Below are 14,839 nucleotides of genomic sequence, written 5' to 3'. Positions count from 1 at the left end.
GTCCGCACCCGGCGGGCTAGCGCATCACGTGCGCTAGCCCTCGTGCTCAGACCAGTGCCGGGGCCTCGTCCTGCTGGGTGAGGCTGTCGAGGAATTCTTCGGTCACCGGGGTGCCGGCTGCGCTGAAGCTGTTGGACGACAGCGGGTTCATCGCCTCCAGGACGAGCAGGTGCTCGCCCCAGCACGGTGTCAGCCCGGCCCAGGGAGCGCGAGACTCCGGCTTCTCCTGCGTGCGTAATGCGCACACCACGGTCAGCCGGGGCGCCTCGATGGTGCCGGTGAGCTCAAGAGCGGTCCAGCGCTCCGGAAGTGGGGTATTCCAGATGTTCCCGAGGATGTTCGGCAGATCGCCGTTCACCGTGGTCCGATAGGCGGCCAGGTAGCCGCGATCGTCGGAGACCGCCCGCGACCCCTCCTTGACCTCGGTCGGCAGCGGTGCGTCCGGGGTGTCGACGGCATTGACCTGCCAGCCCAGCTCGCGCAGGTGATCGGAGAGTCGGCGTCCCACGATGTCGGCACTCTCGCGCAAAGGGATTCGCGGAGAGCGTGCCTGCAGTGCGGCGAGATTGTCGGCGGCGCTCAGGGTCAGGCTCACCCAGGTCTTGCCCTCGGCACCGACGATGTCGGCGGTGGTGACCCGGATCGATGAGCAGCGCATGCCGTAGCGGTCTAGGTATCCGGCGAGCAGCCCGACCGGGACCTCCTCACCGGGTACAGGCGCCTTGAGCTCCAGTGCCACCGTGGTGCGCGCGTCGACTCCCGCCGCGACAAGCTGTGCGGGGCCGGCGGGGGACCGGCGAGAGATCCTGCGGGCCAGCATCTTCGTGAATCGTCCGAGAATATCGGTGAGGAAGGTGCCACGCCACCACACCAGCAGAACCAGTGCGAGCACGCCCGCGGTGATGGCGATCCAGCGGTCGGCGGGGTCCCGGCGGTAGAGCGCGAACGCGCCCGCGGCGACCAGCGTCGCCACCAGGGTCAGCCGCAGCGTGCACGGCACCGGGGGGCGATACAGCTTCACGTTTTTACTCACTCGTGCTCTCCTGTCTGCGACGTGCACTGAGCCCGGCGACGACGATCACCGCGATCAGACATACACCGGCGCCAAGGAAGGCGAGCCGCCGGGGAAGGGGGTTTTCGGGGGTGGGAGGGGGCGGCGGGACGACGGCGCGGGCGCTGGGCCCGGCGGGCGCGTTCCCGTCCGCGGGTACCTCCCAGGTGAGCGCGGCCACCGGGTCGACGGTTCCGGTTCCCACAAGATTTGACGGAGACCGGCCCGCATCACGCGCCGTCCTTTGCAGCCGCGAAACAACCTGGCGTGCGGTCAGATCGGGGAACCGGCTGCGCACCAGCGCCGCGACCCCCGACACATAGGCAGTCGCATAACTGGTTCCGAAGAGGGGGTGTGGCTTGCCGTCCTGGCCGACCATTCCGTTGGCCAACCCACCCTCTTCGTCGTTGGACAACGACGTCACGTTCTCGCCATTTGCCGCGATGCCCACCCACGGGCCGGACATCGTGAACTTCGAGGGAACACCGTCGGCGGACACCGATCCCACCGACAGCACGTACGGCTGCCACCATGAGGGAACCGACACAGAGTCCACTCCAGTCCAGTTCCTCGGGTCGGCGCCGGAACCGCTGAGCGGATTCGGTTGACAGTTGGCGCCACCGCCGCTGCTATTACCGGCAGCCGCGACGACGACAGCGTCCTTCTCGTCGACGGCGTACCGCAGTGCCGCACCGAGTGCGGCCTGGTCGACGGGCTTGGCCGCCGGAACGCAGACGACCGACGAAATGTTGATCACGCGCGCCCCGAGGTTCGCGGCATGCACGATGGACCGGGCCAATGTGCTGACGAAGTGGGTGGCGCCGTTGGTGGTGGGATCGCCACCGGTGATTCGCGGGGAGAACTTCGAGGATTCCTGGCGAATCGAGATCAGCTTGGATGCTGGTGCGATGCCGGAGAATCCGTCAGGGCCGGGCTGGGCACCGATGATCCCGGCGACCATGGTCCCGTGCCCGTCGCAGTCGGTGAGTCCATTGGTGGACTGGACGTAGTCGCCCCCGCCTTCGACATGCAGCCGTGGGCTTGGCTGCACACCGGTGTCGATGATGACGACGCTTTGACCCTCGCCGCGAGAGAAGCGCCATGCCTCCTCGAACTCCGGCGATGGCTTTCCGCTTGTGCCCGTACCGGGCATCAACACGGTGGTGCTGCACGCCGCGGACTGCATGCCGGCGGTAGCGCTGGGCGCCGAATCTCGTGGCAGCGCAGCGGGATCAGCCTCGGGGGGCGGCACCGCGTATGCGGTTGGAGCTGTCATAGGAGACAGCGCCAGCAGCATCGCGGCGACGGCGCCCACAGACATGAATCGGATCATCGGTTGAGGATCCAGGTGAACAGCCCCGTAAGGTATGCGATGACCGGCAACAGTGAGGCGTCGATGCCCGAGGCGAGGAATCCCAGGAGCCGCCGGCTGGGCAGCGAGTAGCTTTCTGCCTCAGCGATCTTCGGGTTGAACACCACGACAGCCAGCGCGGAGACCAAGAACGCCAGCACTGCGAGTGCCACCAGCGCGCCGGTGTAACGTCCCGCGAAGGCAAAGATCACCAGCAGTGTGGACGTCACCACGAACGGCACCGCCAGCAGCCAGGCCTTGCATACCGCCGAATCCCACACACGTGCCCGCAGCGCCGCTCCCGCGCTCACCGCGACCACCAGATACCAGGCCCAGGGGCTAGCCGGTGCCGAGCCGCCCACCAGCGCCAGCGATCCCAGGATCGCCAGAAGTGAAGCGCCCGCGATGAACCCGCTTTGGTGTGAGTCGCTCAGCTGGACGCGGCGCGGGAGGTCCTTGAGAACCGACATCGCCGGAGCCGAGGGGGTCGGGTCACCCGGCGCGGGAATGGTGGGCAGTGGGAATCGAGCGGCGAAGGCCGACAGCTGTGCGGCACGTACGGTGACCAGCAGCGCCACCACGATCAGTCCGCAACCCACGGCCAGCAGGGAAGGGTGCCACAGGATCTGGGCACCGGCGGCACCGGCGACACCAAGGGAGAGCACCGTGGTCGCGGTGAAGAAGGCGGTCTGCTGGCGCGCCACGATCAAGTAGATCAGTGACCACGCGGCGACTCCGGCGGCGCCCAGGAGTGCGCGCGGGGCCAGTCCGTCTCCCGGTATGGCAAGGGCAAGTGCACCGGCAATGGGAGCCAGGGCGGTGATCGCCAGCTCCGTGCCCAGACGCGGTGAGCGCAGGTGTGCCACCAGCGCCCCGATCGAGGCGGCAACCGCCACCGCGGCCAGGCCGGCAAGGCTCAACGCCGATCCGGTACGCACGTTGTGCACGATGGCCAGAATCGTTGCCGCCGCGATCAAACCGAGAACACCCAAACGGGCGACGCGGGCGATGTGCTCGGCACCCCACGGGCGCTTACGCGATTCAGAGAAGATGACGGCGGCATCCGCGATGTCCTCGACGATGCCGGGTGCGGCGGGGCCCACGGGCGTCGGACGCAACGTCAGCAGGTCGCCGTCGACGACCCCCACGGTGTCCAGGGTCGCATCGGCACTGAACGGTGCACCGTTGACCGGGGCCAGGCTCAGCCGCTGGGGTGTGGCCTCGGTGGCATCGGGGGCCACCATCCGGTGTACCGCGGGAATGATGTCGCGCATCGGCAGCTGGGTCGGCAGAGCGACCTCGGTCAGCTTTTCTTCACCGAGCACGGCTACCCGGACGATGGGCATCACGGCGTTGTCAGACATGGTGTTTCGTTTGACTCTCTCGATAGGGGGGTGGAGCACAGTGGGGAACTAATAGAGCGACAGCATCAGTCGAAGTCTCGGGTCAGCCGGGCATCCGGGAACCAGTGCCCGTTCGGGAGCGTGGCCATCAACTGCTCGACGGCCACTGCGATCGCGAATGGGGCTCCGGGAGCAAAGGTTGACAGCCAGGTGCCGTCCCCTGCGCGGTGCGGGCTGACGAGGATGCGCCCGGCGCTGGTGTCCACCACGCTGATGCCCACCTCGGAGGTCTGTTGGGTTGCGTTATCACGTTGCCCAGCAACTACTTCGACATAGTTGCGGTTACCGATGAACGCCGATTCCACCACGGCCTGTGCAGCGGGCGGGACACCTAGGTATCCCACGACATCGGCCAGCGAGGCGCCGGAACGCAGCTGCTCGTCTGCCTTTGCCCCCACGTGGGTGGGCAGTGTGAATTCGGGAAACCGCGCGGGTGCGCGCCATCGCAGTCCGGCAACCACACTGGGGACAAGTGCCGAGGAGTCGTCGGCGTCGACCGCGGTGAAGGTGATCAGGTGGGCATTACGCAAGGACACCACGGTCTGCGGGCGGCCCTGCGATTGCCGGTGCGCGACGATGCCGCGCATCACGTCCGGATTCTCCGAACCCGCCGCGACGTATCGCAGTTCGAGCCAACGGTCGGGGCGGCACACGGTACGGATCCATCCCGCCACGGCGGGATCCACCGCACCCTCGGCGTTAAGGACACCGGCTCGGGTGAGCTCCTGGACGCGCTGGGCGTTGAATCCCGAGCGTTGTGCCTCATCCCGGAAGGGGACCGTGATCGCCAGCACCCAGGGAAAGGTACCGGCGCTCAACGTATCTGCGAGGAACCAGGCCTGGTCGACCGTCAGCTCGACGGCGTCCGGTGACCGGGTGGCCTGGTTCATCGCACGATCAGGTGCAGAAGCACCAAGGGCGTTTATGCGCCCCATTTGGCTCCTTCGGCCATGTCGCGGGCGTTCATGGACAGGGTGTTGGTTTCGTGGGTGGTGCCCATGGCGCGGTAGGCGCGGATGAGTTCTTCCATGGCGGTGTTCCATTGGGCCTGCCAGGCGGCTTGGCTCATGGAGGTATCGCCGTGCCAGGCGGCCTGCAGAGAGGCCTGCTGGGCGGCCAGGTCGGCGCCCAGGGCGGTCAATACACCGGAGTAGGTGTTCATCTCGCCGGCGTGGGCGAGCATCGCGGGGTAGTTGAACGTGATCTGCGACATCTTTGGTTTTGTCCTTTCCGTCGAGTGGGGTGGGTTAGACGCCGATGTAGCGGCTGGCGGCGGCGGCGTCCTCGGCCACGTAGGTGGCGGCGGCATCACCGAGGTTGATCTGGGCGATATCCAGTAGCGCGTTGACCTTGGCGGCCACTTCCACGAACCGGGCGTGCGCGGCCTGGAAGGCCACCGAGGACTCCCCGACATGGAAGGCCTGCGCCGACATCGCGGCCTGCTCGGCCTGCGAAATCGTCGAACGCATCAACGCGGTCTTGGCACCGAACGTGCCCTCAGCGGCCACCAAAGCCGGAATGTGTGCATCAAGCAAACTCATTATTCATCTCCTCAATCGTGTTGTGTTGTCAGTGGTTTCTGGTTGTCTATGGCCGATCAGGTGCTGGCCCCCCTTCAGCGCTGCCCTCGCTGTCGTCGCTGTCCTTGGGGTCCAGGTTTGTATCGGTGCCCCAGGTGGTGGGCAGCATCGGTGTGGTGCGGGTGCCGTCCATGGCATCGGCGGCGGCTTCGCGTTCGATCAGACCGGCCGCGGTGGTCGTGGAGGTGGTCCTGGGCGCCGTGCCGGCAAAACCGAGTTGACCGGCGCCGCGCGCCGAGGCTCCCGCCCCGACCGGCTGGCGTGCGGCCGGCTCCGAGAAGTCCGGTTCCACCGTCGAATTCATGTCCATGAACTGCGGGGCCGGATCCTTGATCCGGGCACCCCGCTTGCGGCGGGCCCGCGAGCGCGCCGACGCGGCCGCCGCGGCCGCCGCCGAAATCCCCGCCGCCGGCGCCTTCGCCCCGGCACCCTCATTGAGCGTCGGCCCAAACCGCACCGGAGGCGGATCCTCACGCACCGCATACACCATGTACGCCGGAGTCGCAGCCGCCGCAGCGGGCGAGGCCGGTGCGCTCGGCGCTGAGGTTGCACTCGAACCGGATGACAGTGGCGCACCGCCGCCTCCGGGCATTCCGCCCATCGCAAAAGGTTGCTGCTGAGGCGAATTGCGTGTGATCTGGGCGGCTTCCCGCGCCGGTTCCTCTGCGGGTGCGTCGGCGTCGACCGGCACCGGGTTGATCAGCTGGGCCAGTCCGACCAGAAGCAGGGGGAGCCACAGCGGCGCGGACAACATGACGCCCCAGAAGGTGAAGCCGAAGGGGATGAAAAACGCTTCGTAGGCGATGAAGAACAACAGCGGACCCCAGGCCACCAGCGCCTCCAGCGGATTACGCATGAAGTCTTGCAAGATCCTCTGCAAGGTGCCCAGCGGGTCGGTGAAGAACTCCTGAATCTGTCGCATCAGCTTCTCGAAGAAGCTCTCGCTGTCGTCCAGCGCGGTGCCGGATTCGGCTGCCTGTGCCTGCGCCGCCATGCCGGACATATCGGCGGCCATCCGGGACATTTCGCCGCCGGGAGCCATGATCATGGGCGAGGGCTGCGTCGGCGGGACCGAAGTCACGGCGGCGGTGGAGACGCCCTGGTAGATGCCCATGGTGGTGGCGGCCTGGACCCACATCCGGATGTAGTCGGCCTCATTCAGCGCGATCGGAATCGTGTTGATACCAAAGAAATTGGTGGCCATCAGCACACCGTGGATCATGTGGTTGGCGGCCAGCTCGGCCAGCGTGGGCATGGCGGCCAGCGCGGTGGTGTAGCCGGCCGCAGCGGTCTCCTGCAACACCGCGTTGGTGGCGCTCATCGCGCTCTGCTGGGTCAGCCACGCCAGGTAAGGGGTGTGGCTGACGACATACTGGGTGGCGCTGGGACCCTGCCATGATCCGGCGCTGGTAGCAGCGAGTAGCTGCGTCAACTCCGTTGCCGCAGTGGTGTATTGCACAGAGAGCGCCTGCCACTGGGCGGCAGCCGCCAACAGTGGTCCCGGCCCGGGACCGGCGCTCAACAGCGCCGAATGCACCTCGGGGGGAAATGCCATCCAGATGGGGGCGCTCACCGGAGCTAGCCTCGCGCGATCATGTACGTGGCGGCGGCCTGCATATCACCGGTGGTGTAACTGGCCGCGGACTCCGAGACACCCAGCCCGGCCCGCCCCAATTCCTCGACCGCCTGCAGGGCCACACCGGTGTGCTCGATTCCGCGGGCGCTGAAGCCGGCCGCGGTCTCCAACGACACCGGGTCGGCCGCGGGCGGAACCACGGCACCGATCACCGGAGCGGCCGCGGCATGAGCGGCCGCCAACCGTGCGGTCAGTGCTTCCACGGCCGCACTCGTGGCGGTCAGACCTTCCGGAACGACATTGAGATTCATCGCGGGTACTCCCTTCCTTGAGCAGCATGCTCATTGACGAGTGGATTGATGGTCTGTACATATGTCGGGACATCACTATCCGACAACAGGACTCCGCGGCCCGCAGGCAGACGCTCGAAACGATGTCCACGGATACGGCCCCCGTCCTGCGGGCTACCGCTGAGCATCAGGGTGTTGGCCTGCAGCTCGTGGAAGCGACGCAACATGGGGTTGGTCATCAGGATGTGACCCGAACCGGTGGCCCGCGCGGTGATGATCACCCGCAGCCCGAGCTCACGCGCCTCGGCGAGCAGACCCGTGATCGGATTCCAGGGTCGCTGCCCGATGTAGGGACCGCTGACGGCCGGCGCATCGGGAATCTGGTCGACGTCATCGATGATGAGGTAGTGCCGCTGTGCTGTCACTCCGCGTGACGCCCAGGTGTGCAGTTCCTCGGGCGACAACCCTGCGGGTGGCCGCCGCTTTTCCAGGAGGGCGCCGAGGCCCATCATCGCCGGGGTGATCCGGTCGATATTGGGGGTGTACTCGTTGTCGGGGAACAGCGGCTCGTCGACAAGATGCAGACGCCGGTCCAGAACCGTGAACGCCACCTCGTCGGGTGCCGAGTGCTCCCGGACGGTGCGGATGACGTGCCGCAAGAGCGTTGTCTTGCCAGACCCGGTATCGCCCAACACCATCAGGAGTGGGTTGTGCGCGAAGTCGAGCGCCACCGGTGCCAGATCTTGCTCGCGCTGGCCGATGACCACCTGTTCGTGTCCCGGGTACAGCGGGCCGATGGCGTTCGGCGCCAGGTCTGCCGGCAGCAGGCGGACGGCGGGAGCCTTGACACCGGGGTAGTCGGCGTTGACCGACTCCACGGTCGTGGCATCGGAGGCTGCGAACAGGAAATGCTCTGCCTGCATGGTCAGGCCGCGGCCCGGCTGATCGTGCGGCACGCTCTCGGCGGGGCGGCGCAGCGCACCGGGCACCCGCACATTGCTGTCTGCGGAGTCGTGCAGCTTCAGCTCGAGGCGCAGCCCGAGGGAATCGCGCATCGCCAGCGGCACCTCGATCCAGTTCGGTGTCGTGATCACGACATGGATGCCGTACGACAGCCCGGCGTTGGCAAGCTCTGTGAGCCTGGCCAGCAATGGGTTTCGGGTATTGAACTGGTCGGTGTTGTCGCGGCTGAACGCATACAGGTTGTCCACGAGCAGGAATGTCTCGCCGTAACCGTCGTCCAGCGAACGATCGCCGTCGCGCAGCGCGCGCAGTTGACTCACTGAGGCGATGCCACGATCGCGGAACAGACGCTGGCGATACGCCAGAAGCTGCTCGAGCTCACCGAAGGTGCGTCGGATGCGTTCGGGCTCCAAGGCACTGGCCACACTGCCGACATGCGCCAGCCCATCGAGCGCATGCAGTTGTCCGCCGCCGTAGTCGATGCAGTAGAACGTGACATCGCGAGGGGAGTGCAATGCGGCGGCCGACAGCATGAACGTCTGCAGAGCTGTCGATTTCCCGGACTTCGGGCCACCGTGAATGATCACGTTTCCGGCCGCCGACGTCGCATCGAAGATCAGCGGATCGCGGCGCATCTGGAACGGCTTGTCGATCTCGCCGAGCGGCCAGCGCAGCTGGCGTGCCGGGATCCCGGTCTGGCTCAGCACATCCGCCAGCGGAATCGTGGTGTCCAGCGGCGGCAGCCACAGCTGCGGTGCCCGCGGACCCACCTTGGCGAGCTGGCCGCCGACCGTTGTGATCAGCTTGCGCGCCGGCTGCTGTGGCCGGTCGGAGCCACCCTTGACGATCACCGTGGTGGGATCGGAGGCTACTGGCAGCGCGGTGAACTGCCTGGGTTGCGGGGTGGCGTGGATCTCCACGGTGGTGGTTGTCGACGGCGGCTGGTAAACACCGTCGACATAGGTGCTGCGGAACTTGATGGGTACGGCCCCTGGTGCGGGCACCAGGAAACCAACGCCCTTGTGGTCCTTGCCCGATTCGATGTGATACGCGTCCTCGGTACCGATGATTTGCCGGGATGCGCTGGGACTGGCCACCTTCAGACCGATCCGGTACGAGGTGTTCTTATCGATGTCCTTGATCTTGCCGACGTCGAGGGTCTGTGACGCGAACAGGATGTGAATCCGGAACGAGCGGCCCTTACGCGCGACATAGTCGAACAGCTCGGCATACTCGGGGTGATCCTGAAGCATCAGGGTGAACTCGTCGGCCACCACGAACAGCGTGGGGATAGGTGGCAGATCGTGACCGGCGGCGATCGCCTCTTCATACTCGCGGACCGAGTTGAAGGCGCTACCCTGCACGTCACGACCGGCTTGCTTCAGCAGGTTCTCGCGCCGGGCGACCTCGCCACGCAGAGTGTCGGCGAAGCGATCTGCCAGCGAACGCTTCTCGGCCATGTTCGAGATCACGGCGACAACCTGCGGGAAGTCACGGAAGATATCGGCGCCCGCTTCGCCCTTGAAGTCCGCATAGATCACGATCAGGCGGTCGGCTGAATGGGTCGTCAAGAGCGACAACAGGATCGACATCAGACTCTGGGACTTGCCGGAGCCCGTCATACCGATCATCAGACCGTGTGGTCCCATACCGCCCTCGGCCTCGTCCTTGAGGTCGAACATCAGCGGTTCGCCGGAGGAAGTCACACCGATCGGCACGCGCAGTTCCTCGTCACGCGTACGCGTTGACCACAGGGCAGGAACATCCAACTGGGAGGCGTCTTCGATGCCGAGCAGCGCGGTGAATGTCGCGCCGCCGGTCGCCGCCGACCGCAGCCCCGGATGCGTCGGGTTTGAGTCCCAACGGGAGAGGCGACGTGACACGTGTGAGGCGGTTCCCACCGTGAGCTGATCGGCCTCGTCGATGTACGGCTGCCAATCGTTGCCATTCCAGCGCGCGATACGTGCGCTCACACCATTCCGGCTGACCTGCAGCACAGGACGTTCTGGGTTGAGGTACTCCGGAAGCGTAAAGGATCCCGCCGAAGCGCCCGAATTTTCCTGGCTGTCGAGCCGCTGGATAACGGTGACGCCGTCGAGTCCGGTTGCCGGGACGGGCGAATTCACGCCGCCCAGATCGTATGTCGGATCATCGAGGATGATCAGCAGGTGCTTATGGGCACCGGATTCGGCCCCGAACAGTGCACGGTCGGACAGAGCAGGTTTCAGTGCCTCGAAGAGTTCGGCACCTGTGCGGCGCAGGTAACGTGCCGGGCCGACACCGTCGACCTCACCGCTGATGTCCACGTGCGGAAGCCATTTGAGCCAGGACCAGTCGGCATCTTCGGCGCCGGGGCCGGCCATCGCCACGGTCAGCAGCGTGGGATCGTGGAACGTGGCAGCTTGAGTCACCCACGACCGGATGGAGGCGCGGGCCACGTCGTCATCACCGAGCACCGTGATGCGCGAAACCTTGTTCAGGTCGATGCCCAGCGGTGCGCTGCGCACCGTGCGTTGGGTGTCCAGTAACCCGCGCAAAGCGCTGTGGCTCACCGGTTCCAGATCGATCTCGTCAGCGATGTCCTTGACCCGCACGGGGCTGGCCAGCGGGACATCATGGCGCCCGGCGCGTACCACCAGGTAGTCGTCATCGCCGGGGTCTCGCTCCCATTGACGACGTGTGCCGGGAAGGGTGGTCAGCTCCTCGGGATCCGGATGCGACCATTCCAGGGCCTTGCGCTGCTGTGTGGCGTGGGTGCGCAGATTTTCGCGTACCACCGACAGGTACCGCAGATAGTCGGCGCGCTCGGCGTCGACCTCTTCGGTACGGACCTTGTCACTGCCACCCCGGAACAACGCGGTGGCGGCCAGCAGCAGCACGAACGGGAAGAACAGGGTCTGCGGGGAGATGAGTCGGATTCCCGAGGCGACCAGCGCAACCACCATGCCGACGATCAGAATCACGATCACGACCGGCATGGCGCGCCGCAGGAACGACGGCGGCACCACCCGGGGCAGTTGCGGCGGTGCTTCGACCGTCACCGTCGCATCGGGTGTCGCCGGAGGCGTTACACGCCGATGGGGTTCGAAAATGAGACGGCTCAACGGGACTCCTGTGCCTGAGCAGATGGGTTGTCGGTCTGGATGCGCGTGGTCGGCCGATCGCTCGGGGTCAGGCTGTCGTGCGACAGCAGGGCGTCGGCGCGTGAGAGCGACGGCCCGGACGCGAAAAGATCCAGAATCGACGAAGGGATGGTGAGTGCGGGCTTGTGCAGACCGAGCGCCTCTAGAGTCTTGTCACCCTCGGCCTCGGTGTCGATGCCGTAACGCACACCGGTATCGGATATCCACTGGTACCCGCCACGGCCGCCCGGTTGCACCAGGTATCCGATGCCGGGGGTGATGGCGACCCGGGTGGGGGTTGCGGTGGGGGAGATCAACTGCACGGTGTGCACCGAATCAGAAAGGGGCAGTATCGAGCCCGCGAGCAGCGACCACGAATCCGAGGCAGCATCGGCCGTTTTGGTGAATCGTGTGCACAGCACCGGATCCTCGTTGGCGGCTAGCGGCTTGACGGCGGCGTTGGGGAACACCCTGGTGTCGATCGCGGACGATGTCTGCAGGCGCGCGATCTGATCGGCGGTCAGCCGTGGCGGCTGCTCCAGACCGTAGGAGTTCGCATTGCGCAGCGCCGAGGCGATTACGGGTGAAACCTGTTGTACGCCATCGGCCAGCACTGCGTAGTACATCGGTGTGTTGTCGTTGGAGGAGCTCACCAGCACCGAGCCGATGGGCGCCGTGACGGGTAACGGGTATGCGGTGGGCGCTCCGGCTCCCTGGATAGCGGGAACCACTAGTGCCGGAGCCTCGGGAATGGCGTTGAGCAGGCTAGTAGTCACGGGTCGCACGGCAGGCGGGGTGGTGAAGCCCAGGGCGCTCGTGACGGCGACATCTCCGAGGTTGAGCGCACTGCGGTGCCCGTCCCAGAGCAGCCAGGTGCCTGAGTCGGAGGACACCACGGCGGCGCGGTCACGAGTGAGCTCGGTGGCCTTGTCGCCGCTGGTGTCCAAGGATCCGGCGATCACGGTGACGGCGCGATTATCGGTGCTGGTTTGGCCGGACTCGCACACCGCCCAGGCGGCGTCGGTGCTCTTGGCCTGCACCATGCGCTCCGGTGCGCCCGGGATACCGATCAGGTTTCCACGCGGAAACTGGTCAAGCTGAGTGCTTTTGACCATCGTAGGGTCCACGGCCTTGCCCGCGATGAGACGGGCCGAGGTGAGGTTGAGCACTGGGTGCAGGTTGTCTCCCACCCGGACATAAAGCGCGGCGGTCGACCGGTCGGCGAGCACCGGATCGGTCCCGGCGATACCGGAGGGCCGCAGCAGGCTGAAGACGAAGCACCCGACGAGGCCGGTGACGACGATGACGGCACCCATGCTGAATGCGCGGGATTGGGTGCGCAGTGGGTCCACCAGCATGCGGGCGTCGTGCAGCGCCACGCCGGACGCGATGCGCCGCATGACAAATCGCCATCCGGTGACCTGGTGCCCGGTGACGAAGCCGCGGCGGTACTTCAGCGGTTCGGGGCTCTCGCTGGCCGGGGTGCGTGACGCGAAGGCCCGGCGCTCGGAGTTGGCGTTGTTGTTCTCTCGGTTATCGCTCATTTCTGGACCGACGCCCCCGGAGCAGACAGTCCGAGGCCGGCAACGATGGCCTCCACCGATGCCTGCACGTCTTCGACAGTGACGGTCATGAGGTCGTCGTCAGTGAACTCTTCGGTGCCCGAGTTATCAAGGCGGTGTTCACGTTCCTCCTCGGAGCGTTCGACGACGTTACGGACGAAGCGGCCGTTGCCGGCGACGTCGATGCTGCGGCGTGCGATACCACGGGTATCGGGAGCCTCTGCCGCGCACATCGCCGAGAAGGCAGTGAGCAGCGCGGTGGCGGCACCTTCATCGAACTTGCTGTCGCGCACAGATGCCATCGCCGATGCGATTTCGACGAGCTCGGACGGTGCGTACGAAGGAAATTCGATAGACCGAGTGAAACGTGAGCGCAGACCCTCGTTGGTGTCGAGGAACTGGTCCAGCTCGGCGCGGTACCCGGCGACGATCACGACCAAGCGATCACGGTCGTTTTCCATCCGGGCCAGCAGGGTGTCGATGGCAACCAGGCCGAAGTCGTTCTTGGCGCCGGTGGACACCAGCGCGTAGGCCTCGTCGAGGAACAGCACGCCGTCGAGCGCGCTGTCGATGACGGCGTTTGTCTTGGCCTCGGTCTCGCCGATGTGCTGACCGATGAGGTCGGCACGGTGCACCTCGCGGACGTTCTCGCGCTTGAGAAGTCCCAAGCCGCAATAGATTTTGGCGACCACACGGGCAATTGTGGTCTTACCGGTACCGGGAGGGCCTGCGAACACCAGGTGGTGGGTGCGGTGGCCGACGGCCAGTCCGCGGTCCTGGCGTCGCAGTGCCATCGCCACGGAGCTCTTGAGCCGCGAGACCTGGTCTTTCACCTGCTCGAGGCCGATGAATTCGCTGAGCTGCTGCTCGGCCTCGGCCAGCAGGATGGCCTTGCGCTCGTGAGCCTCAGGATCGATGAAATCCTCTTCGGTGGGCTCGGTTTCGGGATCCCAGGGATCGGTGCGGGCGGCGATGCGTGCGGAGGTCGTGGTGTGCAGGCCAACGCTCGGATCGGTCAGCGCGTGCTCGATCTCGGTGTTCTCCGGATTGGCCGCGTACAGGTCTTGAAGCACCTCGGTCGCGGTCTCTTCGTCACCATGGTGGCGCAGGTTAAGCGCCTTCGCCAGTGCACCGTCGGTGGCGGCCACTTCGATGGGACCACTGGGGTCTTCGAGGTAGGACAAGGCGGGATTCACCATGCCGAGCTTGGCCAGCGCGATACCCAAGGTGATCCGTACGGCGTGCGAGGTGGTGGCGTCCAGTGACGCGTCGGTGACAACTGGGGTCAGCAGTGAGACGACATCGGCCCAGCGTTCAGCCCGGTTCTGCATGGCGACAGCGGCCCAGCGGGCGTTGAACCATCCGGGACGTCGCTCGGTCACGTCGGCGATCAGCTCGGCGGCCTTGACGAAGTCACCCTTGTCCACGAGGGCCGCCGCGTAAGCGAGGTGATAGTCGTCGGGCCCGCCGGTACGGAACTCGAGGTAGAGCCCGGTGTCATAGGTAAAGGTGAGATCACCCGGGTTCAGGTTCACCGCGTGCTGAAGGTGCCCGGCAGTGGCCGAGGTCTCCGAGATGGCTTCCAGGACGTCGATGGTGGCGCCTCCGGCAGCCGCCAGCCCGACCCAGACATCGCAGTGTTCTTGAGCGGACCGGCACAGCGAGGTGAAGCCGTAACGCGCTGCTGGCAAATCTGCGGGACGTCGCCTGTCATTGACAGAGAGACCAAGAGCCCGGCAACAGGTTGCGAACCGGCTCTCTAATTCGGGATCTATGCGCGCTGGTGTGACTGCCGCCACAACCGGGCGTTCGAGTTGACCAACTCGTTCGCGAGTACTCATCTACCGCCTTTATTCATGCACCGTTGCTTGCTCGGCAAGAGATTAGCATTCCCTTACCTAAGTGTCGATAGCTAACCCGGTCCTTGTGCAGGTCAGGATG

The 14,839-nt window shown here is 66.1% G+C and carries 11 protein-coding genes; all 11 read right to left on the bottom strand.

The window, feature by feature from the left end:
* Positions 1-46: 46 nt before the first annotated feature.
* The 11 genes from eccE to eccA all read right to left on the bottom strand — a co-directional run bounded on the left by eccE (position 47) and on the right by eccA (position 14,739).
* Positions 47-1,000, bottom strand: a complete 954-nt coding sequence (eccE, locus tag AC5Y5C_RS21200; RefSeq protein ID WP_499976736.1) for a type VII secretion protein EccE — start codon at positions 998-1,000, stop codon at positions 47-49.
* A 25-nt stretch (positions 1,001-1,025) separates the two neighbouring features.
* Complete coding sequence (mycP, locus tag AC5Y5C_RS21195; RefSeq protein ID WP_499976231.1) at positions 1,026-2,384, bottom strand: type VII secretion-associated serine protease mycosin; 1,359 nt, start codon at positions 2,382-2,384, stop codon at positions 1,026-1,028.
* The gene (gene eccD, locus AC5Y5C_RS21190; protein WP_499976228.1) at positions 2,381-3,766 is read right to left on the bottom strand and encodes a type VII secretion integral membrane protein EccD; all 1,386 of its coding nucleotides are present in this window, start codon (positions 3,764-3,766) and stop codon (positions 2,381-2,383) included. The genes mycP and eccD overlap by 4 nt, the downstream gene beginning before the upstream one ends.
* 65 nt (positions 3,767-3,831) lie before the next feature.
* Positions 3,832-4,695 carry an ESX secretion-associated protein EspG gene (locus tag AC5Y5C_RS21185; protein ID WP_499976734.1) on the bottom strand — a complete coding sequence of 288 codons (864 nt, stop codon included), beginning with the start codon at positions 4,693-4,695 and terminating at the stop codon, positions 3,832-3,834.
* A 32-nt stretch (positions 4,696-4,727) separates the two neighbouring features.
* Complete coding sequence (locus tag AC5Y5C_RS21180) at positions 4,728-5,018, bottom strand: WXG100 family type VII secretion target (RefSeq protein ID WP_030095673.1); 291 nt, start codon at positions 5,016-5,018, stop codon at positions 4,728-4,730.
* A 34-nt stretch (positions 5,019-5,052) separates the two neighbouring features.
* The gene (locus tag AC5Y5C_RS21175; protein WP_078324150.1) at positions 5,053-5,346 is read right to left on the bottom strand and encodes a type VII secretion protein EsxS; all 294 of its coding nucleotides are present in this window, start codon (positions 5,344-5,346) and stop codon (positions 5,053-5,055) included.
* Between the two features lie 46 nt (positions 5,347-5,392).
* A complete protein-coding gene (locus AC5Y5C_RS21170) occupies positions 5,393-6,958 on the bottom strand; it encodes a PPE family protein (protein WP_499976225.1) in 1,566 nt (521 codons plus the stop codon).
* Between the two features lie 5 nt (positions 6,959-6,963).
* Positions 6,964-7,272: a PE family protein gene (locus AC5Y5C_RS21165; RefSeq protein ID WP_499976223.1), complete on the bottom strand. Its 309-nt coding sequence runs from the start codon at positions 7,270-7,272 to the stop codon at positions 6,964-6,966.
* A complete protein-coding gene (gene eccCa / locus AC5Y5C_RS21160; RefSeq protein ID WP_499976221.1) occupies positions 7,269-11,318 on the bottom strand; it encodes a type VII secretion protein EccCa in 4,050 nt (1,349 codons plus the stop codon). The genes AC5Y5C_RS21165 and eccCa overlap by 4 nt, the downstream gene beginning before the upstream one ends.
* Positions 11,315-12,880: a type VII secretion protein EccB gene (gene eccB / locus AC5Y5C_RS21155; RefSeq protein WP_499976219.1), complete on the bottom strand. Its 1,566-nt coding sequence runs from the start codon at positions 12,878-12,880 to the stop codon at positions 11,315-11,317. Before eccB ends, eccCa begins: the two co-directional genes overlap by 4 nt.
* On the bottom strand, positions 12,877-14,739 hold the full coding sequence (eccA, locus tag AC5Y5C_RS21150) for a type VII secretion AAA-ATPase EccA (protein WP_499976217.1): 1,863 nt from the start codon (positions 14,737-14,739) through the stop codon (positions 12,877-12,879). Before eccA ends, eccB begins: the two co-directional genes overlap by 4 nt.
* Positions 14,740-14,839 lie beyond the last annotated feature (100 nt).

It is taken from the genome of Mycobacterium sp. NGS15, assembly GCF_059813245.1.
The sequence above is the reverse complement of the archived record's forward strand: the minus strand, read 5'-3'. Positions and strand labels throughout refer to the sequence as shown.

Coding starts and splice junctions, on each gene's coding strand:
- eccA (WP_499976217.1), bottom strand. CDS start 14,739: ATGAGTACTCGCGAACGAGTTGGTCAACTCGAACGCCCGGTTGTGGCG.
- AC5Y5C_RS21180 (WP_030095673.1), bottom strand. CDS start 5,018: ATGTCGCAGATCACGTTCAACTACCCCGCGATGCTCGCCCACGCCGGC.
- AC5Y5C_RS21165 (WP_499976223.1), bottom strand. CDS start 7,272: ATGAATCTCAATGTCGTTCCGGAAGGTCTGACCGCCACGAGTGCGGCC.
- eccD (WP_499976228.1), bottom strand. CDS start 3,766: ATGTCTGACAACGCCGTGATGCCCATCGTCCGGGTAGCCGTGCTCGGT.
- AC5Y5C_RS21185 (WP_499976734.1), bottom strand. CDS start 4,695: ATGAACCAGGCCACCCGGTCACCGGACGCCGTCGAGCTGACGGTCGAC.
- AC5Y5C_RS21175 (WP_078324150.1), bottom strand. CDS start 5,346: ATGAGTTTGCTTGATGCACACATTCCGGCTTTGGTGGCCGCTGAGGGC.
- mycP (WP_499976231.1), bottom strand. CDS start 2,384: ATGATCCGATTCATGTCTGTGGGCGCCGTCGCCGCGATGCTGCTGGCG.
- eccB (WP_499976219.1), bottom strand. CDS start 12,880: ATGAGCGATAACCGAGAGAACAACAACGCCAACTCCGAGCGCCGGGCC.